Consider the following 24,599-nt stretch of genomic DNA (forward strand, 5'->3'; position numbering starts at 1 on the left):
CAGGCAGTGATAACGGTTTCAAGAAAAAGTTGATAGCGGTTTCACGTTGTCGTATGGTCTACCTGAAACCGCTATCACAGCGGACCTGCCTTCCCGGAACGCGCTATCAACGGAGACGCGATGACGACCACGACCCTTTCCCACACGAGCACCGTCCGCTGGGACGGTGGCGACGCAACCGTCGCATTCGCGTGGGCAGAGGACGAGCCCGTGCACGTCGCGTCCATCGGCGTCGATGGGCGCACGGTCCGGGTTCACGCCGTCCCGGCCGTCGAGATCATCAGCGCCGATCGCGGGAGCGTTCCGGCGTCGTACCGGCTCGTGCATTCCGAGATCGGTGCCCAGTTGCGGTACGTCGACCACGTCGAGTCGCGGCACGGCATGACGCGGACGCTCCGCATCCGTCAGCGCGCCGGGGGCATCGAGGCCGTCCTCCAGCTCGATAGTGACGACGATGTGGCGGGGTTTCGCGCTCAGGTGACGGTGACCAATCTTTCGGCCGAGCCGCTCGTGCTCTTCTCGGTCGCGTCGTGGGCGATGGGATTCACCGCGGACGGCAGCACCGACCGCGCCCTGTCGGGATGGCAGCTCGTCTCGGGGCGCAGCGACTGGCTCGCCGAGGGGCGCTGGACGACCACAGCGCTCGAGGGCCCCGAGTTTCCCGACCTGGCCGAGAATCGCACCGGACACAACCCCCGCGGCGCCTTCATCGTGACGTCGGACGGTACCTGGTCGACCGGCCGCCACCTGCCCGTGGGCATCATCGCGAACGACGAGCTCGACCTCGCCGTGGCGTGGCAGATCGAACACAACGGCGCCTGGCGCTGGGAGATCGGCCGCGACACCGCCGGCGCGTTCCTCGCGCTCTCCGGACCCACCGACGTCGATTCCGCGTGGTCGCTGCCGCTCGGAACGGACGAGTCGTTCACGACCGTGCCCGTCTCGGTGACGCTCGGGCGCTCCCGCGTCGCCGCCATCGCCGCCCTCACCGACTACCGCCGTCGGACTCGTCGATCGCACGTCGACAATGCGCGGATGCCGGTCGTCTTCAACGACTACATGAACACCCTCGACGGCGATCCGACGACCGAGAAACTGCTGCCGCTGATCGCCTCGGCCGCCGAGGCGGGCGCCGAAGTGTTCTGCATCGACGCCGGGTGGTACGACGACAGCGGCCACTGGTGGGCGTCCGTCGGCGAGTGGCTGCCGTCGACCACTCGCTTCCCGGGGGGCCTGGCCGAGGTCATCGACGCGATCCGCGCGTCGGGGATGGTACCCGGCCTGTGGCTCGAGCCCGAGGTCGTCGGCGTCGACAGTGCGGCGGCCGACACGCTGCCCCAGGATGCCTTCCTGCAGCGCAGCGGCGTCCGCGTCGTCGAGCACCACCGCTACCACCTGGACCTGCGGCACCCCGCCGCGCGCGCGCACCTCGATGAGGTCGTCGATCGACTCGTGCGGGACTTCGGCATCGGGTTCATCAAGATGGACTACAACATCAACCCGGGACCGGGCACGGATCGCGACGCGGCGAGCGTCGGCGACGGCCTGCTGCAGCACAACCGCGCACATCTGGCGTGGCTGGATGCGGTGCTCGACCGGCATCCGGAACTCGTGATCGAGAACTGCAGCTCGGGGGCGATGCGTCAGGACTGGGCGATGCTCTCGCGGCTCGCGATGCAGTCGACGTCCGACCAACAGGATTTCACCAAGTACCCGCCGATCGCTGCCGCGGCGCCCCTCTCGATGCTGCCCGAGCAAGCCGCGAGCTGGGCGTATCCGCAGCCGGAGATGAGTGACGAGCAGATCGCGTTCTGCCTCGTCACGGGTCTGCTCGGCCGTTTCTACGTGTCGGGGTACCTCAACCGGATGACCGGCGGCCAGCGCGCTCTCGTGGCGGAAGCGGTCCGCGCCGCGAAAGACCTGCGACCGATCATCGCGACCGCCGCACCGCACTGGCCCACCGGCCTGCCCGGGTGGACGGATCGCGTCGTGTCGCTCGGGCTGCACGCGGGCGACACCGACCTGGTATCGCTCTGGCAGCGCGACGGAGAGGCGTCGCACGTCGCCCTCGCCCTGCCCCACCTGACGGGGCGCGACGTGACTGTCTCCACCGTCTTCCCCGCAGATCTTCCCGACTGGCCGACCGAATGGGACGCCACCTCCGGGACCCTCACCGTACACACGACGGACGCGATTCCGGCCGCGCGTACCTTCCGCCTCACCACGCCGCTCAACCCGACGGCGTAGAGGCACAGCACCAGTCACACTGATCACAGAAGGAGCATTTCGATGAAGAAGCGGTTCCCCGCGGCGTTGGCCCTCACGGCCACTGCCGCCCTTGCCCTCGCAGGCTGCTCGGACCCCGGAGCGGGCGGCGGCTCGTCCGAACCCGCGACCTGGCCCGACCAGAACGCGGATCTGAGCGGCACGACCCTCACGATCTGGGCCGCGCAGAACTCCAACACGGTGCCCGACAGCGTCGTCGCGGGCTTCGAGGAGCTCACCGGCGCCAAGGTCGACGTCGTCACCATCCCCGATCCGTACGAGCAGAGTGTGCAGACCAAGGTCGCGACCGGCGACAAGCCCGATCTCGCGTTCTGGCAGCCGACGGCGTCGCAGCTGACGGCACTCAACGCATCCGAGAACCTCCAGTCGCTCGACGATGCACCGTGGCTCGGCGCCTACGACGGAGATCTGCGCGACATCACCGGCATTCTCGATGACACCCGCTACGCCGCCCTCATCACTACCCCGGCCGTGGAAGGCGTCTACTACAACAAAGACGTGTTCGCCGCGGCCGGCATCAGCGAAACGCCCGCAAACTGGGACGAACTGCTCACCGTCGCGCGTCAGCTGAAGTCCGAGGGCACCACTCCCTTCTTCGACTTCGGCGGCGGCACGCCGTGGGCGACGCAGTGGTGGGTCCAGGTGCAGTTGGCGGATGCCGCTCAGGACGGTCTGTGGGATCGCGTCAACTCGGGCGAGGAGAAGTTCACGGACGAGACGATCCAGGGCGCCATCGACACCTACGACGGCCTGATCGGCGAGGGGCTCTTCAACGAGAACCTGAAGACCGCGACGTTCGAAGACCAGGGCCCGGCCCTGCTCGCAGGAGACGCGGCGATGGCCGTGCAGGTCAACTCCTTCTTCGGTCAGCTGCAGTCGCTCGCCGACACCGCAGAGCTGGACGAGAAGATCGGCTTCTTCCCGATCTCACCGACCGGCAACGTCGGCACGTTCATCCCCGACCAGTCCAACGCGCTCGTCGCATTCAAAACGGGCGACGCCACCCGCGAGGCGGCGGCTCGACAGCTGCTCTCTTACTGGCTGGGTGACGGATACGCGGACTTCGTCGAGGCGCAGTCGACGGTGTCGCTGCAGAGCGACGTGCCGACGCCCGACGGTGTTCCGCAGGCCCTCCTCGACGCGAGCGCGTCGCTCTCCGACTCGGTCGGTTCGATGCAAGCGCTCGCAATCGTGAACCCTGACCTGTACCTGAACCTCGGGGACATGATCCAAGGCACGAAGACGCCGACAGAAGTCGCCGAGGCAACGCAGGCGCAGTTCGCCGAGCTCGCGAAGGCGATCGGCGCGGCCGGGTTCTGACTCGCAGGGCGGGCGTCGGTTCTCCGGCGCCCGCCCCCACCCGAATGAGGATGACATGACCACGAATCTCGGCCTCTCCCGTGGAGCGGCGAAGACCCGGGGCGTCGCGCAGTACCGCCCGTCCCGGCGGGCCAAACAGGACCACCCGATGTGGTTCCTGATCCCGGCGATCGTCGTGCTGACGTTGTTCTTCGTCATCCCGACGCTGTACAACTTCATCTACGCCTTCACGAACTGGTCGAGCTTCAAGAGCTCCATCGACTTCGTCGGAGCAGACAACTTCGTCGCGCTGTTCTCCAACGGAAGCCTCGTCAATGCACTGGTCGTGACCCTCACCTACGCGGTACTGGTGGCGATCTTCCAGAACGCGTTCGGGTTGGGGCTCGCCCTGCTGCTCGAACGCGACACCCGCATCAACCGGGCCGTACGCGTCGCCTTCTTCGTGCCCGTGATCATGTCGGCGCTCGCGGTGGGCTACATCTTCCAAGCGATCCTCAAGCCAGACGGCGCGGTCAACGGGATTCTCGGGGGCATCCTCGGCCAGGAGATCGACATGGCGTGGCTCGGCAGCACGACCTGGACGATCGTCGTCGTCGCTCTCATCCACTCGTGGAAGTGGATGGGGCTGTCGATGCTCATCTATCTCGCGGGCCTCAAGACCATCAGCGAAGACGTGCTCGAGGCCGCTCGCCTGGACGGTGCCGGATGGTGGACGACGCTGCGCACCATCCGCTTCCCGCTCCTGGCACCCGCCGTGACCTTCAACGTCGCGACCGCGCTGCTCGGCTCCATGAACGGCTTCGACATCGTGCAGGCGACCACCGCCGGCGGCCCCGGGGGCACGACAGAGCTCCTGAACATCTTCATCTTCCGGACGTTCGGGCAGGGTCTGTTCGCCCAGGCCACGACGATGAGCCTGGTGCTCTTCCTCATGGTCTCGGTGCTCGCCTTCCCGGTGATCCGATTTCTTCGCAAGCGGGAGGACGTGCTGTGAGCGCCACCACCATCGCACCGAGCGCGCCGTCGGGCGCGGGCGACGACACCACCACGATCGTGACGGGGAAGCCGCGCGAGCGTCGTCGTCCGCGCGGCGCCATCTCCCGGTTCGTGCAACCGGTGTCCGCGATCGTCATCGCCCTGCTGCTGCTCGGCATCCCCTTCTGGATCGTCGTCGTGACCGCATCGAAGACGCAGGCGGAAGCGCTTCGGCCCGACATGTCGCTGCCGACCGAGTTCGCGCTCTTCGACAATTTCGCCACCGCGTTCACGGACGGCAGCATGCTCGTCGCGTTCGGCGGCAGCCTGCTCGTCATGGTGCCGTCGGTGCTCGGGGTGCTGATTCTCGGGTCGATGGCGGCGTGGATCCTCGGACGCCGCTCGTCGCGTCTGCTCGCGTTCCTCTACGCGCTGGGTATCAGCGGAATCGTGCTGCCGCCCGCGGTCGTGACGATCGTGCTGCTCCTGCGTCAACTGGGGCTGGCCGGAACCGCCGTCGGCATGATCGGGGTGTACATGGGGATGTACCTGTCGACGGTGATCTTCTTCGTCACCGGGTTCGTCCGCACCATCCCGCCCGAGCTCGAAGAGGCGGCACGGGTAGACGGAGCGTCGCCCCTGCGGGTGTATGTCAAGATCATCCTGCCGCTGCTCATGCCGGTTCTGGCGACGGCAACCATCCTCATCTGCCTGTACATCTGGAACGATGTGTTCTACGCGTTGTTCGTCATCGGGGGTCGCGTGGACACTCTTCCCTTGAACCTGTACCAGATCGCGAGTTCCGGGCTGTACCTGCAGAACTGGCATCTGATCTTCGCGTACATCATCCTGATGAGTCTGCCGCTGCTGATCACCTTCATCGTCGCGCAGCGCAAGATCATCTCCGGCATCACGAGCGGAGCGGTCAAGTGACAGCGGCATCCGACGAACGCAGCGGTTCCGCACGGAACGCGACCATCGCGGATGTGGCGGCACGGGCGGGCGTTTCCGTGCCCACCGTCTCGCGGGTGCTCACGGGGGCGGCGAAGGTCAGCGACGCTCGGCGCGAACTCGTCGAGCGGGCGATCGCGGAACTCCGATTCCGGCCGAGCGCGGCAGCGCGAGTGCTGGCATCGCGCAAGGCCCAAGTCATCGCGATCATCGCCGGCGACACCTCGCGGTACGGCTACGCCGAGACGATCCGGGGCGTGGAAGAAGCGGCGCGCGCGCGGGGCTTCACCGTCATGATCACGGTCGTCGAGAGCGCGGATGACGCGGAGATCGATCAGGCCATCTCCGCCACTCTCGGCCAGCCGCTGGCGGGGATCGTGGTCCTCAAGTTCGATCCGCCCGGCGTCGCCGCGCTGAACCGCGTGCCCCCGGAGATCCCCGTGGTCGCGCTGTCCGGCATCCGCGAGGCCGGCGTCCCGCAGGCGGTTCTCGACGAGACACGAGCGGCGGAGGAACTCACCAACCATCTTCTCGGCCTCGGCCATGCGACCGTGCATCACGTGCGCGTGCCGCCGTCCCGCAAGGAGGATGGGCGGACGACGGGATGGCGACGCGCGCTGAAGAAGGCCGGTCGCGTCGTGCCGCCGCTGCACGACGCGGGGTGGGATCCGCGAACGGCCGTGGGAGTCGGTCGCGAGCTCGCCGAGGATCCGGCCGTCACGGCGGTGTTCTGCGGTAACGACGAGATCGCGATGGGAGTCATCCGAGGGCTGAGCGACGCCGGACGCACCGTGCCGGGCGACGTCTCCGTCGTCGGGTTCGACGACCACCCCCTCGCGGCGCTCTGGTCGCCTCCCCTCACCACCGTCGAGCAGGATTTCGCCGGGATGGGACGCCGGGGCATGGGGCTCCTCTTCGCGGAGATCGCCGGTGAACCGACGAAGCGGTACTCGTCGGCGCGGCCGGGACTCGTCATCCGAGAGTCGACCGCTCCGCCCGCGGCCGGTGTCGTCGCCGACGTACTCGCTCCGGGCGCCTGAGAAGACGCGACGATCCCGCACGCGATCACGACGCGTGCACCCGCACTGGCGCAGGTCGGCACCGAACGCAAGCCGCCGGGCAGTTCGAGCCCTCGCGGATACGTTGAGCGGATGAAGGCCCACCGCTGTCGCGTCTGCGGCAACCCCCTCTTCTTCGAGAACACCCGCTGCGAGGTGTGCGGCAGCGCCCTCGCATACTCGCTCATCGAAGATGCCATCGTGCCGCTATCGGGCGGGGAGTACCGCGCCGGCGACGGCCTCATCTGGCACACCTGCGCGAACCGCGACCTCGCCGCCTGCACGTGGCTGACGGCGGATGCGGGCACCCTCTGCTCGAGCTGCGCCCTCACTCGCACCCGCCCCGCCAACGGCGACGAGGCGGGCCTGGCCGGCCTCGTCATCGCCGAGCGCGCGAAACGTCAACTCGTGCGCGAACTGCACCGCCTCGGCGTGCCGCTCGTGCGCCAGGGATCTGCCGCCGACCCCGCGGGCACCGGAATCGCCTTCGATCTTCTCTCCGACACCCCCGATGGCGTCGTGATCGGCCACACCGACGGCGTCATCACCATCAACCTCGCTGAAACCGGTGACGCGTACCGGGAACGGATGCGGATCCAGCTCGACGAGCCGTACCGCACGGTGCTCGGGCACCTGCGGCACGAGATCGGGCACTATGTCGAGTGGCTGCTGCTCGAGATCCCCGACCGGATGGACGCCGCGCGCACCCTTTTCGGCGACGAACGTGCGGACTACGGTGACGCCGTCACCCGGCACTACGCCCAGGGCCCGCCAGACGACTGGCGGCGCACGTACATCTCCAGCTACGCGACGATGCACCCGTACGAGGACTTCGCCGAGACCTGGGCACACTTCCTGCACATCCGCGACGCAGTCGAAACAGCCGAGGAGTACGGCATCCTGCGCGAGCGGGCGGTGCCGCATCCGTTCTCGAGACTCGTGATCGACGTGTGGCTTCCGCTCGCCACCGGTCTCAACATGGTCAATCGCTCACTCGGGCAGAAGGACCTCTACCCGTTCGTGATCACCGCGCCGGTGCTGCGCAAGCTCGACTTCGTCGACGACGCGATCCAGCGTTACGCGGCCGAATCCGCGTAACCGCCGCCCGGGCGAGGAGCGGTCGCCGCCTTCGCGGGGCCCGGGGCGGCCGCGGGGCCGGCGGCGCCCGCAGCGTCGAGATCGATCGTCAGCCCGCTCGAGGAATTCGCCTGCTGCGCCATGTCTTTGAGGAGCGCGGAGTTCAGCACCTCGGGCTCGGGCGACTCGAACACGAACCGCAGCGGGATCGACGGCTGTATCCACACTGTCGTTCGGCCCGGCACGTCGGCGCCGGAATGCCGCCACGAGAGGGTGAATGCCTCGTTCCGCCGCAGCTTCGTCGACACCACGACCTTCACGTGCGCCAACAGGGTATCGGGGATCGCGATCGACTTCGATGCGTTGCCGTAGAACAGATCTCCCATGACGTTCCCCCCGATACGTCAAGCCGAGCAGCTTGTGAGAAAAACACTAGCACTACATAAGACTAGGAAAACTAGCGAATAAAGATGAGAACGCTCTCATGTAGATCAGCCGCGGATGATCGTCCCCAGAAAGGCTGCGCACCGGTGTCGGTGGGGTGGGCTCAGGCTCCGGGGGCGGGTGCGTCCGGGTCAGAGACGGCCGCGAGAACCTGCTGCAGGAAGCCGGCGACGATGACCGCGTGTTCGGGTGCGAGGGTGGCGGCGATGCCCCGGATGCGGGTCGTCAGCGGGTCGACGTGGTCGGGATCGATCGTGCGGTCGAACGGCTCGATCACTTTCTTGCGTCGGTCGGTGGGGTGCGGTGTGACGGTGATGAATCCGCCCTTGATCAGGCGATCAACCACCGAGGTCATCGCCGGAGGGGTGAGGTGGAGCGCCGCCGCGAGCACGGACGGCGTCATCGGCGACGCGGAGTCGCTGTACTCGAGGATGAAGCGCACGGCCGCTCGGTCGGTGTCGTTCAGGCCGGATGCGGACTGCCTCTGGCGGGCGAGCTTCGCCTCGGCCAGGCGCAGTTGCTCAACCAGTTGCGCGACGTTGAGGCTCTCGCGCGTCTCGCCGGCGGTGAGTGCGTCATCGGTCATGGGTACCCCCGCACGCCACCTGTTCGGGCAGTGGGTGCGGTCCCAGTCTGGCAGAAGAGAGATTGAATTATGAGAGCGCTGAATATTAAGTGTCGAATAGTTAATCGGTGAACTATACTGGGGAAAGGTCGGCGGTTGCCGGCTGAAAGTGAAAGGTGCCAGCCATGGGAAGTCTGTTCTACGGGTCCGATTCCGAGCCGATCGACATCCCTGATCGTCTGCTCGCACACATCAAGGTCGTCATGGCCACCAAGCTTCGTCGCGGTGAGAGCTTCACGCTCTCCTGGCGCCACCCGGAGAACGAGCCCGGCGGGCGCAGCACGCTGTGGCTGCATCCGTCCATTCCGCTTCGCATCGTCTTCGACGACGCCGAGCCCGAGGTGCTCGACTCGCAGTGGCTCCAAGAGCTCGCGGCCGGCGCCAGCTCGACCGGCGGACTGAACATCTCGCTCACCGCGGACGCCGCTCACGCGCGCGTTCCGCAGAAGGCGTGACGCGCGACACCCCCGGACGCGTGAAGCGGGGCGGAACCAGCATCAGCTGAGTTCCGCCCCGCTTTCGCATTTCCGGATGCGCCCCGTCAGTCCGCGAGGAAGCGGATCAGCGCGTCGTTGAACTCGATCGCGTGCGAGACGTTCAGGCCGTGCGGTGCGCCCTCGATCAGCACGAGCTCGCTCGCGGCGATCGCCAGGTGCGTGCGCGCGCCCGATCCCTCGAATGGCACGATGCCGTCGCTGTCGCCGTGCACGACGAGCGTGGGGACGGAGACCTGCTCGATGTCGTCGCGGAAGTCGGTCGTGGCGAACGCCTCCATCGCCTTCACCGCGGCGTGGTGATCGGCATCCCGCGTCAGGGCGAGAGCCTGCAGCCGCTGCGTCTCCGACACTTTCAGCTCGCCGTCCACGGAGAAGAAGTCGCGCGTGAAGCCGTCGTAGAACGCCGCCTCGTCATCGCGCAGCGCCTTCTCCATGTCGGCGGCAGCCTCCGCCGTCAGGGGGCCCGCGGGGTTATCCGACGTCTGCGCCAGGTAGGGGGTGACCGCGGCGGCGAACACGATGCTCCGGATGCGGCTCCGCCCGTGCCGGGTGAGGTAGCGCGCCACTTCGCCGCCACCCATCGAGAACCCGACGAGGGTCAGGTCGGAGAGGTCGAGCTCGTCGAGCACCGCGGCGAGATCGTCCGCGAAGGTGTCGTAGTCGTACCCGCTGCGCGGCTTGCTGCTGCGGCCGAACCCGCGACGCTCGTACGTGACAACCCGATAACCGGCGCCCGCGAGCACCGGGACTTGCTCCGACCAGGACTCGCCCGACAGGGGCCAGCCGTGGATCAGAACGACCGGGCGGCCCGGGCCGCCGGTGTCGTCCACGTGCAGTTCGACACTCGACAGCAGGCCATGATGTGCAGTGATTTCGCTCATGCGGTCATGGTGCGCGCCGACCCTGAACGGGGCGCCACGGTTGACGACGGATGCGGAAAGGGTTAGCTGTGCGAACCTGCGTGCGGGCCGATCGCGATGTCGAGAACGCGCACGACCTCGCCGAGCGACGGCATGAGTTCGGCGGCCATCTGCTCGTAGACCTCCCACGAGCGCCGGTACGGGTCGATGACGTCGTCGGCGGTCGGGTCGGCGGGCGGATCGAGCTCGCCGCGCACCGCCGTCAGGCGCGCGAGCAGCGCGCGGAGCCGCGCAGCGGGATCGGTGCCCGCGGCATCCGCCACCGCGTGGGCGTCCGCATCCGGCACCGCTGCGGCGAGGCGAGCGAACTCCCGCACCGTGAACGTCGTGCGCGTCTGCGCGGGCGCCAGCTCGACGACCGCGCGGCGGTGCTCCCGGGTCATGGCGAGCACGAGATCGGGCTCGACGAGGTGCGATTCGTTCAACCATCGGGCGCGGTGCCCGGAGATGAGGTCGTCGGGCACGCCGTACTGGCGGGCGAGCTGCATCGCCTCCGGGGTCATCGGGCTGTCGATCATCGCGCGCGCACCGGCGCTCGCGACGTGCACGCCGCGGTGGCCGAGTTCGTCCTGCAGGACGATCTCCGCGAACGGCGACCGGCAGATGTTCCCCGTGCAGACGGTGAAGACCTCGAGCATGCGGTGGTGGCCTCCCCTGTACCTGGCGCGGAGACGGGCGTGCTCTCGTCCCGGTAACGTGGGCGCCGTGAGCGAGTCTAACGATCGAACCTCCCGGTTCTCGCGGTCCGAGTCCGGCGAGTGGGTCGCCCGGCGCATCGCGCCGGCGGAGATCGACACCGACCCGCGCGTGACCGACGACGATGCTGCGGCGGGCGAATTCGCGGGAGACGGGACGGCGGCGGACGGCGGTCCGACCTCGGATGCGGGTACCGACGGTGCCGATGCTGATGCGGCCGAGTCCGGCTCCGGTCGGCGGCGACGCCGTCGGCCGAGCGCGCCGCGCGTCTGGTTGCAGGGCGGCACCACAACCCAGCCCTGGGGCTGGCTGCTCGTCGGCTGGGCCATCGTCTCGCTCGGTGCCGGCATCCTCATCGCCACGGCCGCGACCGAGTTCATCGGCGGCGTGCTGGGCGGGTGGATCGGCACGGTCGTGCTCTGGGTCGCGATGCTCGTACCTGTCATCTACGGCTTCACGCGCTCCGTGCCGCGCGGACTCCTGCGCTTCCGCGCGACCGACGTGCTGTTCGGGCTCGTGTTCGGGGTGGCACTGCGGGTCATCACCGGATGGCTCGAGCAGGCCGCATCCGGAGTGTCCGTCTGGCCCGCCTACCCGACCGTCGACGGTGGACTCGGCGCGGACTGGTGGTTCGGCGACCTCCTCCTGCCCGTCGTCATCGCGCCCGTCGTGGAAGAGCTCTTCTTCCACGCTCTGCTGCTCGTCGCGCTGTACACCGCGTTCCGCCGCCTGACGCGGGCCCCGGCCGTCGCCGGCTTCGGCGCCGCCCTCGTCAGCACCGGGGTGTTCGTGCTGCTGCACCAGCTCACCGGATCGCTCGGCGCGACCTGGGCGTCGGCGGCTGCGATCGCCCTCGTCGGACTCGTCGGCGCGACCCTCGTGCTCGTCACCGGCCGGTTCTGGGGCGCGCTGCTCACCCACGCCGTCTTCAACGCCTCGTACGTCGTGCTCGCACTCGTCGGCACCCTCGCCGGCGGCTCCGGCGGAATCGAGCTCGCGCTCTCGTAACGCCCTCGGCGCACCGGCGAAAGAACTTCTGTCAAGTGCACTCGCCCGACACATCCGCGAGTGATGATGCGAATATCCACGCACCATCGCTCCGGAAGGGGGTGCATTGTCGTTCGATGTCCTGATTCGCGCTGCCGACGCACCGCCCACCGCGGCTGACACCATCCGAGTCGCCTCGGTTCCCGCATCCCACGTGTACGTCCGTCACCTCGATCCGGTGATCGAGGGCGGGGAGCTTCCGCGCATCGTGCGGCTGGCCGACCCCGACCCGGCGTCGCCCGCCCGCTCGACCGTGTCGCGCTGGTGGCCCCCGGTGATGCTCGATTCCGAGTGGGTGCGGGCGAACGATTTCGACGTCTTCCACATCCAATTCGGGTTCGACGCGCGCACCCCCGCCGAACTGCAGGCTCTCGTCGATGCGCTCCGGCGCGCCGGGCGCCCGCTCGTCTACACCGTGCACGACCTCCGCAATCCGCACCACGAGACGAGCGCCGAGCACGATGCGCAACTCGACGTGCTGGTGCCCGCCGCGGACGCGCTGATCACCCTCACCCCTGGCGCCGCCGACGAGATCCGCCGCCGATGGGGTCGCGAGGCGATCGTGCTTCCGCATCCGCACGTCGTCGAACCCGACCGCATCCGTGCCGTCCGCCCGCGCCGCGAGAGCGGGGAATTCCGCGTCGGACTGCACGTGAAGAGCCTCCGCGCGAGCATGAACCCGCTCGCCGTGCTGCGCGTGCTGACGGATGCGGTGAACGCGCTGCCCGGCGGCGTGCTGCAGGTCAACGGGCACCGCGATGTGCTGCTGCCGGGCGGCGCGCGGTACGACGCCGAGCTGGGCGAGTTCCTGCAGAACGCCGAAGCGGCGGGGCTGCTCGAGACCCGGGTGCACGACTTCCTGCCCGACGACGAACTGTGGGACTACCTCGAGTCGCTCGACGTGTCGGTGCTGCCGTACCGCTTCGGCACGCACTCCGGCTGGCTCGAGGCGTGCCGCGATCTCGGCACCGCCGTCATCGCCCCCGACTGCGGGTACTACCGCGAGCAGGGGCCGGTCTTCCGGTACGGCAACGACGGCTCCGGGCTCGACGCGGCCTCCCTCACCGCCGCCGTGCGCGCCGCCTTCGACGCGGGTCCGACGGCGCCCCTGTCGGTGGACGAGCGGATGCAGCAGCGCCAGCACGTCGCCGACGCGCACGCGCGGCTCTACCGGGACCTGCTCTCTTGAGGCTCCGGATCTGCCTCATCGCCTCCAGCCGCTTCCCCATCGCCGAACCCTTCGCCGGAGGACTCGAAGCGCACACGCACGCGCTGGCCTCGTCGCTCGCCGCGCGCGGACACCATGTGACGATCTTCGCGGCGCCGGGATCGGACCCCGACCTGCACGTGCGAACGCTCGACGTCGCCGAGTACGCGCCGAGCGCCGGGGCGCGCCGCGACGTGGCCGCGCCGCCGGACTCGTGGATGCGAGAGCACCACGCCTACCTCGCCCTGCTGATGGACCTGCAGCGAGGAGGCGCCTGCGACTTCGACATCATCCACAACAACACGCTGCATCACCTGCCGATCGCGATGGCGTCGGCGATCGAGGTGCCGATGATCACGACCCTGCACACGCCCCCGACGCCCTGGCTCGAATCCGCCATGCGCCTCAACGGACACGCGTCGACCTTCGTGGCCGTCAGTCACGCGACCGCGGCGGACTGGTCGGAGACCGTCGACCCGATCGTCGTGCACAACGGTGTCGACATCGAACGCTGGGCCGCCGGTCCCGGCGGCGGCGGCGCGGTCTGGTTCGGGCGGCTCGTGCCCGAGAAGGCCCCGCACCTGGCCATCGACGCGGCCCGGCTCGCCGGCATCCCGATCGCGCTCGCCGGACCCCTGCACGACCCGGACTACTACGTCGCCGAGATCGCGCCGCGCCTCGGCGACGACGTGCGCTACGCCGGACACCTCGCCGGAGCAGACCTCGCGGGACTCATCGGGCGCTCGTCGGTCGCGATCGTGACCCCGCGGTGGGAGGAGCCGTACGGCTTGGTCGCGGCCGAGGCCATGGCCTGCGGAACGCCCGTCGCCGCATTCGCGCGCGGAGGACTGGTCGAGGTCGTCACGCCCTCGAGCGGGAGACTGTCGGCGCCCGACGACCTCCCGGCGCTGGCCGCCGCCATCCGCGAGGCCGTGCTGCTGCCCCGAGACGGAGTGCGGCGTCACGCGCAGACGGCGCTGTCGCTCTCGGCCATGGTCGACGGCTACGAGCGCGTGTACCGCGACCTCACCCGTCCCGTGCTCGCCGCGTGAGCGCGGGCGGGGTGGGGGCGAGAGGCGGGGTGCTTTCGGGGGTGGGGTACTACATCCACCACCACGGACGGGGGCATCTGCATCGCGCGTCCGCGATCGCCGCGGCGCTCGGCGGACCCGTCACCGGGCTGTCGTCGCTGCCGCGTCCGGCGGCGTGGAACGGCGACTGGGTCGACCTCCCGCTCGACGTGCCGGATGGGGCGGCGGATGGTGCGGCCGCTGGTGCGGCGCCTGGTGGGCGGGGCGGGGCGGGGCGTGTCCCGCCGGGTCCGGTGGGTGTCGCCCCGGGCCGTCTCCCGGGCGGTCTCGCAGGTGCCGTGCGGGAGGCGTCGGCTCTGCGCCGTGAAGAACCGCGGCCGGTCGACCCGACCGCGAACGGACGCCTGCACTGGGTGCCGCTCGGCGTCGACGGGTTGCGTGAACGCGCGGCGGTGATCTCGGCGTGGATCGCCCGGGCGCATCCGCGGGTCATCGTCTCCGACGTCTCGGTCGAGGTCGCGCTGCTCGCGCGCCTGCACGGGCTGCCGGTCGTGACGGTGGCGCTGCCGGGGATCCGCGACGACCCAGCTCACGCTTTGGGCTTCGACATCTCGGCCGCGATCATCGCCGCCTGGCCGGACGAGGCCGAGGGGATGGTCACCGGGCTCTCGGATGCGGCCGCCGCCCGGCTGCATCCGGTCGGGGCGATCTCGCGCTACCCGTTCGGCGCGGGCGCCGGGGTGCCGCCGGCCGGCACCCGGCGACGTGCGCTCGTGCTCGCGGGGGCGGGCGGCGACGGTTTCACCCCGGATGCGGTCGCCGCCGCGCGCGCCGCGACCCCCGGATGGGAGATCACGCACCTGGGCGGTTCGTCGGGCGCGTGGGTCGCCGACCCGCGGGACGCAGTGCGCGCATCCGACGTCGTCATCACCCACGCGGGGCAGAACGCGATCGCGGATGTCGCGGCCGCCCGCCGCCCCGCCATCGTGGTGCCGCAGGCGCGACCGCACGACGAGCAAGCCGCCACCGGACGCGTGCTGGCGGCGGGGGACTGGCCCGCGATCGTCGTGCCGCGCCTGCCCGACGGCGGATGGGGCGACCTGCTCGACGCGGCGCACCGGCTCGACGGGTCGGTGTGGCGAGCGTGGAACGACGGCGGCGGCGCCGCGCGTGCCGCCGAGATCATCATCCGCGTGATGCGCGGCGGAGTGGGGTTCGGGGCTGCCGGGGCGGGGGCGGGGGTTTCGCGTGGGATTTCGCGCCGCGGGACGGGAGCAGGCTCGGGCGGTGCCGGGTCTGGTTCGGGCGGTGCGGGGGCGGGTGCGGGGGCCGGCGCGGGCGGTGCTGGGTCTGGCTCGGGCGGTGTCGGTACGGAATCCCGCGCCGGCGGGGCGGGCGACCGCATCCGGGGCGACGGATGACCCGCACGGCCGTCATCACGATCGCGCACGGGCGGCACGCGCACGCGCGGCGCCAGGCCGACGCGCTCGCGCTGTCGATCGAACCGCCGGACGACCGCATCCTGGTGACGATGGACGATCCCGCGCTGGGTGCGCTCGCGCATCCCGGCACGCACGTGCTCGTGCTCGCCGCGGCGCCGGAGGGCCTCCCGCTCGCCCGGGCGCGCAATGCCGGCGCCGAGGCCGCGATCGATCGCGGGGCCGAGGTGCTGATCTTCCTCGACGTCGACTGCCTGCCGGGGCCTCACCTGGTCGGTGCCTACGCGGCCGCCGCGACAGATCCGACGACGGCGGACCGGCTGCTCTCCGGACCCGTCACCTACCTGCCGCCCGCACCGCCCGACGGCTACGACTTCGGCACGCTCGCGGCGCTCGACCGGCCGCATCCGGCGCGTCCTGCTCCGGGCCCCGGCGAGGTGGTGCACGGCGGCGACCCGAACCTCTTCTGGTCGCTGTCGTTCGCGGTCACGGCCGCCACGTGGCGGCGCATCGGCGGGTTCTCCGAACGCTACGTCGGGTACGGCGGCGAAGACACCGACTTCGGGCACACGGCGCACGCGCGCGGGGTCGAGATGGCGTGGGTGGGCTCAGCCCGCGCGTACCACCAGCATCACGCGGTCGAGAGCCCGCCGGTGCGGCACGTCGACGCGATCCTGCGCAACGGTGCGATCTTCGCGGAGCGCTGGGGATGGTGGCCGATGACCGGGTGGCTCGACGCGTTCGTCGCGCTCGGGCTCGTCGTGCGCACTCCGGACGGCGGCTACCGCCGCGCGTAAGCGCTCCGGGTCAGGCGGAAATGCTCCGGGTCAGGCGGAGAGACGGAGGTCGAGGCCCTGGGCCGTGAGTGCCCGGGCCGTGGGGGAGTCCGCATCCGCCGCATCGATGAGGACGGCGGTCACCTCGTCCAGCGGCATCACGAGATAGCGCGACACCGCGCCGATCTTCTCGCTGCTGCCGAGCACGAACGTTTCGGCAGCGCGGCCCGCGAGCGCGCGCTTCATGGCGGCTTCGTCGGCGTCGCCGGTCGTGAGCCCCTCCGTGTCGTGGATGCCCGTCACGCCGAGGAAGAAACGGTCGGCGCTGATCGCGCGGGTGGCCTCGACCGCGGCCGCGCCGCTCGCGACCGCGGAGTGCTTGAAGAGGCGACCGCCGAGGATGAGCACGTCGGCGGCGTGGTCGAGGAGGGCCGCGGCGATGGTCGGGCTGTGCGTGATGATCGTGCAGTCGGTCGTCCGGTCGATCGCGCGCACCATCTCGAGCGCGGTCGTTCCGCCGTCGATCAGCACGGTGCTGCCCGGTTCGACGAGCGACGCGGCGAGTCGGCCCACGCGCTGCTTGCTGTCGGTGGCGACGGTCTGCCGCGCGGTGTAATCGGCGACCGCGGGAGACGCCGGCAGCGCCCCGCCGTAGACGCGGACGGCGAGACCGGCGGCGTCGAGTTCGCGCAGATCCCGCCGGATGCTGTCTTCGGAGAGGCCCAGTTCAGCCGCCAATTCCTTGGCGATGATGCGGCCGTCGGCCCGCAGTCGAGCGAGGAGCAGGTCTTTGCGCGCGGCTGCCAGCATCCGTATTCCTTCACGTTGTTGCACGTTCATGCACTATTCTGGGGCTATGACCAAACCTCTCATGATTCTGATCGCTGGACCATACGCATCGGGGACGGGCGGGGATCCCGCGCTGATGCGGCAGAACCTCGACCGACTCGAGGAGGCGGCGTGGCCGATCTTCCGGGCGGGTCACATTCCGATGATCGGCGAGTGGGTGGCGCTTCCCGTGCTGTCGAGCGCGGGAGCCACCGGGCCGGCCGATCCGCTGGCCGCCGACGTCATGTACCCCGTCGCGCACCGGCTGCTGCAGCACTGCGACGCGGTGCTGCGCCTGCCGGGCGACTCGGTCGGTGCCGACAAGGACGTCGAGATCGCGCTCGAGCGCGGACTGCCCGTGTACCGCTCGCTCGCCGAGGTTCCGGGCGTCTGAGCCGGCCGCGGGCGACGCGGCTGGGGTCGTGCGGGCCTGCGCGGGGCCCGCGCCGTGCGGCGGTCGTCTCTCCTGAGTTGCGGGCGTTGAACCCCGCGCCGCGCCGGGTCGCTGAGCGCTGCCTCGCTAACTCCTCCAATACACCCGCGGGCCGGGTCCAGGTCGTGGATAGACCCAGGTTTGGAGGAGTTGGCGCTGGCCCCTCCCGCATCCGCACGCCGCTGCCGGACGGGAAGTCTCGCCAACTCCTCCATAAGTGCGCCGGATCAGGCCCAAACGCCCCCGAGGCCAGGATGTGGAGGAGTTAGCCAGCGGTCGGGCGCGCATCGCGACGCGCTTACGGGAGGGGAGTTCCTGCTAACTCCTCCAAAAGGGTGCCGGTGCCGCCCCAGGCGCCGCCGAGGCGCGGATTTGGAGGAGTTATCCGCGGTGGGCTCGCGCCTATCGCCGCGCCGCGGGAGCCCGGCGCGGGACGAGGCGCTCGCGGTCGGCCCGCATCCCGCCTCGCTGTCGGCCGGGAAGTCGGGCTAACTCCTCCGAAAGGGGTGCCGCTTCTGCGCCAGGCGCCGTCGAGGACCGGATCTGGAGGAGTTAGCCGCCGTCGGTCACGCTTCCCCGCCCCGCCCCGCCCCGCCCCGCCCCGCCCCGCCAGACCCCGCCCGAACGCGGCGATGCCCGCCGGGTCGGCGCGAAGCGCGATCCGGCGGGCATCGGTGCAGCGGGAATTACGCCCGGCTGCGGTTCTTGCGACCGAAGATGAGGCCGTAGATCAGCAGCACGACGATCGAACCACCGATCGCGAGCAGCCAGGTCTGGATCGAGAAGAACTCCTCGAGCGGCGCGTTGAACAGCACGCTGCCGAGCCATCCGCCGAGCAGGGCGCCGACGACGCCGAGGAGCAGAGTGATGAACCAGCCGCCACCCTGCTTACCCGGCAGGATGAGCTTGGCGATGGCGCCGGCGATGAGACCGAGGAGCAGGAATCCGAAGAAGCCCATCAGGGCCTCCTTTCTCTACGCGGACCGAAGCCCGCGAAACATGGTGCATAGGACAGGAAGCGTTCCCCGAACGCAATTCGGGCCGACTCGGGGAACAGCTTCCCAGCGTGCCGAACTCGGCGAGGCTCTGCGCCGGGTTGACCGAAGCTACCCGTCCGCGGTACACGCACACGACCCGATCCGGCCGCGAGCCGTGCATGCGACGCGGCGCGCACCATCGTCAGCGGCCGGGCTGCGCGTCCCGCTCGAGCCGGCGCAGCCGCTGCCGGGCGAAGTCCTGCGCTCGCGGACCCGACCCGAGTGCCCGCGCCGACACCGCCAGCACCACCCGGGTGAGGGTCACGACGGGGAAGATCGAGCGGCGCAGCCCCAGCATCCGTCGCCACTTCGTCGGCAGGCTCGCCACCGCCGCGGCGAACAGCACGCGGTACGCGACCGCCATCATCCCGGTGAACGGCGGCTGGCGAAGGAAGCGCACGACTTCGTCCACACGTTCGTCGCGGCGGAGCTCGCCGCGGTCGGCGAACGCCTGCATCTGCGCCCGAAGCTCGGCCGCCGTGCGGGGAGGGGCAGCTACTCGCATGAGGGTTCCCGCGGTGGCCCACTCGGCGACGTAGGCGTCGGCCCCGCCCGGAATCGGCCCGCCCCAGGTCTCGTGCGCGCCGAGGAACGCATCCGCGAAGACGAGGTGCACCCAGGTCACGAGGTCGCCGTCTCCGGCGGTGTAGGTGCGCGCCGATCCGTCGCCGCCGGTGTAGTCGCCCTCGACGCGGGAGTGGAAGCGGCCGATCCGGGCGACCTCCGCGTGCGTCTGCGTCTTCGACCCGTAGGTCGCGACGATGATCCAACGCACGGTGCCGCTGAGTCGGCCGAGCGGGTCCTCACGGAAACGCGACCAGTCGTGCACGCCCGCCATGGCGCCCGGATGCAGCGCCTGGATGAGCAGGGCACGGATGCCGGCGACCATGGTCGCGAGCCCGCCGTGCACCGTCCACGCGGCGCCGTCCTCCGCGAAGTAGCCCGTGTCGTCGCCTTCCGCCAGCTCCCGTACCCACGCGGGCGTGCCGTCGGGATCGCCCGCGAGCGCGGTGAGGAGCTTGGCCCGAAGCGGCAGGCGAGCGGGACGAGCGGCGCGGGCGGGATCAGCGGCGCGAGCCGGACGAGCGGCGCGGGCGGCACCCGCGGAGCGAGCGGGATCAGCGGCACCAGCAGCACGAGCGGGGCGGGGGACGGTCACCCACACAGCCTCGCATCCCGGCGCCCGCCCGGGGCCGATCGGCGGGATCCTCATTCGTGGCCGCGAGGGTCGGCGTGCTATTCTGATTCTTTGGTGCCGTGTCCCTGCTGGACCGGCCCGCGAACGTGAGCCCTCCACTGGCGTCTTGCCTCGACATCCGTCGCCGCAAGCACCCCGGAGTGGGATTCACGAACATCTCCGTTCGATCAAGAAAGCAGCACTATTGTGACGCGCACTTACACCCCCAAGGCTGGCGAAGCCCAGCGCGAGTGGCTCATCATCGACGCGACCGACGTCGTGCTCGGCCGCCTCGCCTCGCACGCTGCCGCGCTTCTGCGCGGCAAGCACAAGGCGACGTTCGCTCCCCACATCGACATGGGCGACTTCGTCATCATCATCAACGCCGAGAAGGTGGCCCTGACGGGTCAGAAGCTCGAGAAGAAGAAGGCCTACCGTCACTCGGGTTACCCGGGCGGACTGAAGTCGATCACGTACGACGAGTTGCTCACGAAGAACCCCGAGCGTGCCGTCGAGAAGGCTGTCCGCGGAATGCTGCCCAAGAACAGCATCGGCGCCCAGCAGCTTCGCAAGCTCAAGGTCTACCGCGGCGCCGAGCACCCTCACGGTGCGCAGCAGCCCACGACCTACACCCTCGACCAGGTCGCCCAGTAAGCGCCGCCAAGACTGACTAAGGACATACTCGTGGCGAATCTCGAAGAATCCACCGACTCCAACTACTCCACCGAGACCCCGGCCGACCTGGAGACCGCGGAGGCCGTGCGCCCCGTTCTCTCGGTTCCCGGCGCTGCCGTCGGTCGTCGCAAGCAGGCCATCGCTCGCGTGCGCATCGTTCCCGGCTCGGGCAACATCACCATCAACGGCCGCACGTTCGAGGACTACTTCCCGAACAAGCTGCACCAGCAGCTCGTGACCGACCCCTTCACGGTGCTCAACCTCACCGACGCGTACGACGTGATCGCCCGCATCTCCGGCGGTGGCCCCTCGGGTCAGGCCGGCGCACTGCGTCTCGGCATCGCTCGTTCGCTGAACGGCATCGACGAAGAGAACAACCGCGCCACCCTCAAGAAGGCCGGCTTCCTCTCCCGTGACGCTCGCGTCAAGGAGCGCAAGAAGGCTGGTCTCAAGAAGGCGCGCAAGGCTCCTCAGTACTCGAAGCGCTGACACGCCAGATGGCGTTGTTCGGTACGGACGGCGTGCGGGGGCTGGCGAACGGCCCCCTCACCGCCGATCTGGCGCTCTCCCTGGCCCAGGCGACTGCTGTCGTCCTGGGCCAGGGCCGTTCCGCCGAAGCGCGGCGCGCGGCAGGCAAACGGCTCACCGCCGTCGTCGCCCGCGACCCGCGCATCTCGGGGGAGTTCCTTTCGGCTGCGGTCGCGGCCGGCCTGGCATCCTCCGGTGTCGATGTGCTCGACGCCGGTGTGCTGCCGACGCCCGCCGCGGCGTTCCTCATCGCCGACATCGACGCGGACTTCGGTGTGATGGTCTCGGCCTCGCATAACCCCGCTCCCGACAACGGGATCAAGATCTTCGCGCGCGGTGGTGTCAAGCTCCCGGATGCGGTCGAGCAGCGCATCGAGTACGCGATCGCCGGCCAGAAACTCCAGCCGACGGGGGCCGACGTCGGCCGCATCCGTCGGTTCGCGGATGCCGAGGACCGGTACGTTCTGCACCTGCTCCAGTCGCTGCCGCACCGGCTCGACGGGCTCCACGTCGTGCTCGACTGCGCCCACGGCGCCGCCGCGGGCGTGTCGCCCGAGACGTTCCGCGACGCGGGCGCGCAGGTGACTGTGATCGGGGCCGACCCCGACGGACTGAACATCAACGACGGGGTCGGGTCGACCCACCTCGACCACCTCGCGGAGCACGTGCTGCGCACCGGTGCCGACCTCGGCATCGCGCACGACGGCGACGCCGACCGCTGCCTGGCGGTCACCGCATCCGGCGAGAAGATCGACGGCGATCAGATCATGGCGATCCTCGCCGCCGCGATGCAGGACCGCGGTGTGCTCCGCGACGACACGCTCGTGGCGACGGTCATGAGCAACCTCGGACTGCACCGTGCGATGACCGCGCGCGGCATCCGCGTCGTACAGACCGGCGTCGGCGATCGTTATGTGCTCGAGGCGATGGATGCGGGCAAGTACACGCTCGGCGGCGAACAGTCCGGCCACGTGATCATGAGCGAGTTCGCGACGACCGGTGACGGTCTGCTGACCGGCCTGCACCTCATGGCCGAGATGGCGCGGCAGGGTAAGTCCCTCGCCGAGCTGGCGTCGGTGATGACGGTGTTCCCGCAGGTGCTGTTGAACGTCGACGGCGTCGACCGCACCCGGGTCGCGGATGCGGGCGTCGCGGAGGCCGTGGCCGAAGCCGAAGCCGAGCTCGGCGACAGCGGACGCGTGCTGCTGCGCGCCTCCGGTACCGAGCCGCTCGTGCGCGTCATGGTCGAGGCCGAGAACGTCGAAGACGCCCAGCGCATCGCCGAGCGCCTCGCCGACGTCGTCCGCACGCGCCTCGGTCTGTAGCGCCGCGGGCGTCCGCTCGCGCGTCGGTGCTCCGCATCGGCATCCGCGAGACGGGATCGGGGCGCCGAGACATGGGCCCACGCCGCCCGAGGCTCCGCGCGCGCGAAGCGCGGGTGGAGTGGGGGTGGGGAGGGGTTACTCCACGGTCTCGGCGCGAAGATCCCGTCTCGCGGCCAAAAGCACGGTCAGGCGGGGCGGGAGCGCGCGGGGGAAAGGGCGGGGGGGCGCGGCGGTCAGACGGGGCGGGTGAGGCCGTCGAGCATGGCGGCGAAGGCGAGCGCGGTGACCTCCCACTCGACGGGTTCGCCGTCGAGTCCGGGTCGGGTGACGGTGCTGTCCGCATCCGTGACGCCGATCAGGCGCTTGCTGGCCATGCCTTCCACGAGCGAGGCGCCGACGGCGGCGATGTGCAGGTAGGTGACGCCCTCCGCGGGTCGCCGCCCGAGGTACTCGAGCACCGAGCGGTAGAGCTCGCCCATCTGCTGCAGGAACGCCGTCTCGGCGGCCCGCAGCGCCGCCTGCACGCGCGGACGCTGCACGGGCGGAAGGCTCTCCACCGACACCGAGAGGGCCATGTAGGTGCGCCACTGCGTCGACTGCATCGTGTCGGCGACGTTTCGCGCGAGCGAAAGCCGGATCGACTCGCGCATGACCTCCGCGGCGCCCTCGGGATCCAGCGTTCCGTCCGCGCGCACGAGGCGATCGGCGTGGCGGGTGAACGTCGCCGCGGCGACGTCGTTCGAGCCGGGGGAGTAACCGAGCGCGTGCGGTCCGTCGGGTTCGAGCAGGCGCAGCATCAGCGCGGTGAGCAGTTCGTCCTTGCCGCCGAACGCGGCGAACGCGGAGCTGCGGGGCACGCCGACCCGTCGGATCAGCTCCTCCATGTTGAGGTGGTGGAGTCCGACCGAAATGCCGCCTTCTTCGAGCAGAACGGTTGCGGCATCGAGCACGCGGGTGCGAAGTTCGTCGCGCGAGATGCGGGTCGAACGCTTGCGGGGAGCGCTCTCACCGCGTGCTGCCGCATCCGATGCCGGATCGTTATGGACTATAAGTCCAGAGTCTTGTCCGGCGGACGAAACTGATCTATTTTCGTTCATACCGACGGATGGTCCTTGTTGTTGTTGGCCGCCTGTTTGGGGGGTCGTCGGTGCGGGCCGCATGCCCGACGGTGGGTGTTTTCCACCCGTCGGGCGTGCGGATGCCTCATCCTATGGGCGCAATTCCCGCGAGGGAAGAGCGGCCGGGGCCGGAGGCTCATCCCCAGGCCAGGCTCTCCAGGTAGCGCAGCAGCACGCCCTCGCGGAGCGCCCACGGACTCACTTCGAGCTCATCGATGCCGAACTCGCGCATCGCCGTGTGCAAGACGACCGCGCCGGCCACGATTTGGAACGTGCGGTCGGCCGTGATGCCCGGCAGTTCCTGGCGGGCGGATGCGGGCAGCCGCGCGAGACGCGGGATCCACGAGCCGAGTGCCGCCCGCGGAAGCATCAACCGCTCGCTGCCCGACCAGCCCGGCACCGGGTAACCGGCGAGCTTCGCGAGCGAGCGGATCGCCTTCGACGACCCGGCGACGTGATCGGGCGTCGGCTGATCGCGGAACGTCGCCACGATCGGCGCCAGCGTCTCGCGGGCGTGGGCGCGGAGCGCATCGACGGCGATCTCGCCGGGCGGATCCTCGGGCAGGAACGTCACCGTCATCCGCCCCGCACCGAGGGGGACGGATGCGGCCGCCGCGGGCAGTTCGTCGGCGCCAGCCGCGATCTCGAGTGAGCCGCCGCCGATGTCGAACAACAGGATCTGCCCCGCCGACCAGCCGAACCAGCGACGTACCGCGAGGAACGTGAACCGCGCTTCGTCTTCGCCGCCGAGCACCTGCAGCGGTTGACCCAGCGCGTCTTCGATGCGGCGGATGACCTCGGTGCCGTTCGTGGCATCGCGGACCGCGGATGTGGCGGTCGCGAGCAGTTCGGCGACCCCCTCGGCGCGGGCGTGCGCGCGCGCTTCGGCGACCGCATCCTCCAGCGCGCGGATGCCCGGCTCGCTGATCGCGCCGGTCGGCGTCAGATAGCGCATGAGGCGCAGGACGGTGCGACGGCTCGTCGTCGCCAACGGGCGACCGCCCGGATGCGCATCAGCGACCAGGAGGTGCACGGTGTTGGATCCGATGTCGAGAACGCCCAGACGCACCCGCCCAGCGTACCCGCGCGGCAGCGGCGTCCGGTCGGCGCGGCGTCCCCGCGCGGCGGC

General features: G+C 70.2%; 25 protein-coding genes. 16 read left to right on the forward strand and 9 right to left on the reverse strand.

All coding sequences use genetic code 11. The features are described 5' to 3' along the window. Positions 1-120 precede the first annotated feature (120 nt). The 6 genes from LQ938_RS03055 (at position 121) to LQ938_RS03080 (ending at position 7,688) form a co-directional block, all read left to right on the forward strand. Complete coding sequence (locus tag LQ938_RS03055; protein WP_223721703.1) at positions 121-2,247, forward strand: glycoside hydrolase family 36 protein; 2,127 nt, start codon at positions 121-123, stop codon at positions 2,245-2,247. A gap of 42 nt (positions 2,248-2,289) precedes the next feature. Continuing rightward, positions 2,290-3,606, forward strand: a complete 1,317-nt coding sequence (locus LQ938_RS03060) for an ABC transporter substrate-binding protein (RefSeq protein WP_223721704.1) — start codon at positions 2,290-2,292, stop codon at positions 3,604-3,606. A gap of 55 nt (positions 3,607-3,661) precedes the next feature. Next, positions 3,662-4,600: a carbohydrate ABC transporter permease gene (locus tag LQ938_RS03065; protein ID WP_223721705.1), complete on the forward strand. Its 939-nt coding sequence runs from the start codon at positions 3,662-3,664 to the stop codon at positions 4,598-4,600. Continuing rightward, positions 4,597-5,514 (forward strand): carbohydrate ABC transporter permease, encoded by a 918-nt coding sequence (locus LQ938_RS03070; RefSeq protein ID WP_223721706.1) that lies wholly within the window; start codon positions 4,597-4,599, stop codon positions 5,512-5,514. The genes LQ938_RS03065 and LQ938_RS03070 overlap by 4 nt, the downstream gene beginning before the upstream one ends. Next, positions 5,511-6,572: a LacI family DNA-binding transcriptional regulator gene (locus tag LQ938_RS03075; RefSeq protein ID WP_223721707.1), complete on the forward strand. Its 1,062-nt coding sequence runs from the start codon at positions 5,511-5,513 to the stop codon at positions 6,570-6,572. Before LQ938_RS03070 ends, LQ938_RS03075 begins: the two co-directional genes overlap by 4 nt. Positions 6,573-6,683: 111 nt before the next feature. Continuing rightward, positions 6,684-7,688, forward strand: coding sequence for a zinc-binding metallopeptidase family protein (locus LQ938_RS03080; protein WP_223721708.1), 1,005 nt, complete (start codon positions 6,684-6,686; stop codon positions 7,686-7,688). On the opposite strand, the gene LQ938_RS03085 is transcribed toward LQ938_RS03080, so the two are convergent. Both LQ938_RS03085 and LQ938_RS03090 read right to left on the reverse strand, forming a co-directional pair. Beyond that, positions 7,667-8,053, reverse strand: a complete 387-nt coding sequence (locus tag LQ938_RS03085) for a DUF7882 family protein (RefSeq protein ID WP_223721709.1) — start codon at positions 8,051-8,053, stop codon at positions 7,667-7,669. The two genes, LQ938_RS03080 and LQ938_RS03085, sit on opposite strands and share 22 nt — an antisense overlap. Before the next feature lie 161 nt (positions 8,054-8,214). Next, positions 8,215-8,697: a MarR family winged helix-turn-helix transcriptional regulator gene (locus LQ938_RS03090; protein ID WP_223721710.1), complete on the reverse strand. Its 483-nt coding sequence runs from the start codon at positions 8,695-8,697 to the stop codon at positions 8,215-8,217. A gap of 164 nt (positions 8,698-8,861) precedes the next feature. On the opposite strand from LQ938_RS03090, the gene LQ938_RS03095 reads away from it, so the two are divergent. Next, a complete protein-coding gene (locus LQ938_RS03095) occupies positions 8,862-9,191 on the forward strand; it encodes a DUF7882 family protein (protein ID WP_223721711.1) in 330 nt (109 codons plus the stop codon). Between the two features lie 86 nt (positions 9,192-9,277). Here LQ938_RS03095 and LQ938_RS03100 read toward each other — a convergent pair whose 3' ends face one another. Both LQ938_RS03100 and LQ938_RS03105 read right to left on the reverse strand, forming a co-directional pair. Next, a complete protein-coding gene (locus LQ938_RS03100) occupies positions 9,278-10,114 on the reverse strand; it encodes an alpha/beta fold hydrolase (RefSeq protein ID WP_223721712.1) in 837 nt (278 codons plus the stop codon). 62 nt (positions 10,115-10,176) lie between these two features. Continuing rightward, positions 10,177-10,791, reverse strand: coding sequence for an arsenate reductase/protein-tyrosine-phosphatase family protein (locus LQ938_RS03105; protein WP_223721713.1), 615 nt, complete (start codon positions 10,789-10,791; stop codon positions 10,177-10,179). Between the two features lie 67 nt (positions 10,792-10,858). Between LQ938_RS03105 and LQ938_RS03110 the strand changes: the two genes are divergently transcribed. From LQ938_RS03110 to LQ938_RS03130, 5 genes are all read left to right on the forward strand, one after another. Next, a complete protein-coding gene (locus LQ938_RS03110) occupies positions 10,859-11,857 on the forward strand; it encodes a CPBP family intramembrane glutamic endopeptidase (protein ID WP_223721714.1) in 999 nt (332 codons plus the stop codon). 106 nt (positions 11,858-11,963) lie between these two features. After that, positions 11,964-13,085 (forward strand): glycosyltransferase, encoded by a 1,122-nt coding sequence (locus LQ938_RS03115; RefSeq protein ID WP_223721715.1) that lies wholly within the window; start codon positions 11,964-11,966, stop codon positions 13,083-13,085. Further along, positions 13,082-14,155 (forward strand): glycosyltransferase, encoded by a 1,074-nt coding sequence (locus LQ938_RS03120; RefSeq protein WP_223721716.1) that lies wholly within the window; start codon positions 13,082-13,084, stop codon positions 14,153-14,155. Before LQ938_RS03115 ends, LQ938_RS03120 begins: the two co-directional genes overlap by 4 nt. Before the next feature lie 29 nt (positions 14,156-14,184). Beyond that, on the forward strand, positions 14,185-15,555 hold the full coding sequence (locus LQ938_RS03125) for a glycosyltransferase (protein WP_223721717.1): 1,371 nt from the start codon (positions 14,185-14,187) through the stop codon (positions 15,553-15,555). Further along, the gene (locus tag LQ938_RS03130; RefSeq protein ID WP_223721718.1) at positions 15,552-16,370 is read left to right on the forward strand and encodes a glycosyltransferase family 2 protein; all 819 of its coding nucleotides are present in this window, start codon (positions 15,552-15,554) and stop codon (positions 16,368-16,370) included. Before LQ938_RS03125 ends, LQ938_RS03130 begins: the two co-directional genes overlap by 4 nt. A gap of 30 nt (positions 16,371-16,400) precedes the next feature. On the opposite strand, the gene LQ938_RS03135 is transcribed toward LQ938_RS03130, so the two are convergent. Continuing rightward, a complete protein-coding gene (locus LQ938_RS03135) occupies positions 16,401-17,159 on the reverse strand; it encodes a DeoR/GlpR family DNA-binding transcription regulator (protein ID WP_223721719.1) in 759 nt (252 codons plus the stop codon). 46 nt (positions 17,160-17,205) lie between these two features. Between LQ938_RS03135 and LQ938_RS03140 the strand changes: the two genes are divergently transcribed. Beyond that, positions 17,206-17,571 carry a DUF4406 domain-containing protein gene (locus tag LQ938_RS03140; protein ID WP_223721720.1) on the forward strand — a complete coding sequence of 122 codons (366 nt, stop codon included), beginning with the start codon at positions 17,206-17,208 and terminating at the stop codon, positions 17,569-17,571. 725 nt (positions 17,572-18,296) lie between these two features. On the opposite strand, the gene LQ938_RS03145 is transcribed toward LQ938_RS03140, so the two are convergent. Together LQ938_RS03145 and LQ938_RS03150 are read right to left on the reverse strand one after the other, a co-directional pair. Beyond that, positions 18,297-18,569, reverse strand: a complete 273-nt coding sequence (locus LQ938_RS03145) for a GlsB/YeaQ/YmgE family stress response membrane protein (protein ID WP_223721721.1) — start codon at positions 18,567-18,569, stop codon at positions 18,297-18,299. A 220-nt stretch (positions 18,570-18,789) separates the two neighbouring features. Next, a complete protein-coding gene (locus LQ938_RS03150) occupies positions 18,790-19,683 on the reverse strand; it encodes an oxygenase MpaB family protein (protein ID WP_223721884.1) in 894 nt (297 codons plus the stop codon). Between the two features lie 348 nt (positions 19,684-20,031). On the opposite strand from LQ938_RS03150, the gene rplM reads away from it, so the two are divergent. Genes rplM through glmM form a run of 3 tightly spaced genes read left to right on the forward strand, consistent with a single transcriptional unit; the run spans position 20,032 to position 22,352 of the window. Then, entirely contained in the window at positions 20,032-20,478 is a 447-nt protein-coding gene (gene rplM, locus LQ938_RS03155; protein WP_223721722.1) for a 50S ribosomal protein L13, read from the forward strand. Between the two features lie 30 nt (positions 20,479-20,508). Beyond that, positions 20,509-20,988: a 30S ribosomal protein S9 gene (gene rpsI / locus LQ938_RS03160; RefSeq protein WP_223721723.1), complete on the forward strand. Its 480-nt coding sequence runs from the start codon at positions 20,509-20,511 to the stop codon at positions 20,986-20,988. Positions 20,989-20,996: 8 nt separating this feature from the next. After that, entirely contained in the window at positions 20,997-22,352 is a 1,356-nt protein-coding gene (gene glmM / locus LQ938_RS03165) for a phosphoglucosamine mutase (RefSeq protein ID WP_223721724.1), read from the forward strand. Between the two features lie 233 nt (positions 22,353-22,585). Here the strand turns inward: glmM and LQ938_RS03170 are convergent, their stop codons facing one another. Then, positions 22,586-23,302 carry a TetR family transcriptional regulator gene (locus tag LQ938_RS03170; protein ID WP_223721725.1) on the reverse strand — a complete coding sequence of 239 codons (717 nt, stop codon included), beginning with the start codon at positions 23,300-23,302 and terminating at the stop codon, positions 22,586-22,588. Between the two features lie 304 nt (positions 23,303-23,606). Then, on the reverse strand, positions 23,607-24,539 hold the full coding sequence (locus LQ938_RS03175) for a Ppx/GppA phosphatase family protein (RefSeq protein ID WP_223721726.1): 933 nt from the start codon (positions 24,537-24,539) through the stop codon (positions 23,607-23,609). Positions 24,540-24,599 lie beyond the last annotated feature (60 nt).

The sequence above is a fragment of the Microbacterium sp. cx-55 genome, from assembly GCF_021117345.1.
Classification (GTDB): domain Bacteria; phylum Actinomycetota; class Actinomycetes; order Actinomycetales; family Microbacteriaceae; genus Microbacterium.

What these genes read in the sequence shown, in the direction of transcription:
- LQ938_RS03055 (WP_223721703.1), top strand. Translation starts at nt 121, where the DNA reads ATGACGACCACGACCCTTTCCCACACGAGCACCGTCCGCTGGGACGGT.
- LQ938_RS03060 (WP_223721704.1), top strand. Translation starts at nt 2,290, where the DNA reads ATGAAGAAGCGGTTCCCCGCGGCGTTGGCCCTCACGGCCACTGCCGCC.
- LQ938_RS03065 (WP_223721705.1), top strand. Translation starts at nt 3,662, where the DNA reads ATGACCACGAATCTCGGCCTCTCCCGTGGAGCGGCGAAGACCCGGGGC.
- LQ938_RS03080 (WP_223721708.1), top strand. Translation starts at nt 6,684, where the DNA reads ATGAAGGCCCACCGCTGTCGCGTCTGCGGCAACCCCCTCTTCTTCGAG.
- LQ938_RS03085 (WP_223721709.1), bottom strand. Translation starts at nt 8,053, where the DNA reads ATGGGAGATCTGTTCTACGGCAACGCATCGAAGTCGATCGCGATCCCC.
- LQ938_RS03090 (WP_223721710.1), bottom strand. Translation starts at nt 8,697, where the DNA reads ATGACCGATGACGCACTCACCGCCGGCGAGACGCGCGAGAGCCTCAAC.
- LQ938_RS03095 (WP_223721711.1), top strand. Translation starts at nt 8,862, where the DNA reads ATGGGAAGTCTGTTCTACGGGTCCGATTCCGAGCCGATCGACATCCCT.
- LQ938_RS03100 (WP_223721712.1), bottom strand. Translation starts at nt 10,114, where the DNA reads ATGAGCGAAATCACTGCACATCATGGCCTGCTGTCGAGTGTCGAACTG.
- LQ938_RS03105 (WP_223721713.1), bottom strand. Translation starts at nt 10,791, where the DNA reads ATGCTCGAGGTCTTCACCGTCTGCACGGGGAACATCTGCCGGTCGCCG.
- LQ938_RS03130 (WP_223721718.1), top strand. Translation starts at nt 15,552, where the DNA reads ATGACCCGCACGGCCGTCATCACGATCGCGCACGGGCGGCACGCGCAC.
- LQ938_RS03135 (WP_223721719.1), bottom strand. Translation starts at nt 17,159, where the DNA reads ATGCTGGCAGCCGCGCGCAAAGACCTGCTCCTCGCTCGACTGCGGGCC.
- LQ938_RS03140 (WP_223721720.1), top strand. Translation starts at nt 17,206, where the DNA reads ATGACCAAACCTCTCATGATTCTGATCGCTGGACCATACGCATCGGGG.
- LQ938_RS03145 (WP_223721721.1), bottom strand. Translation starts at nt 18,569, where the DNA reads ATGGGCTTCTTCGGATTCCTGCTCCTCGGTCTCATCGCCGGCGCCATC.
- glmM (WP_223721724.1), top strand. Translation starts at nt 20,997, where the DNA reads ATGGCGTTGTTCGGTACGGACGGCGTGCGGGGGCTGGCGAACGGCCCC.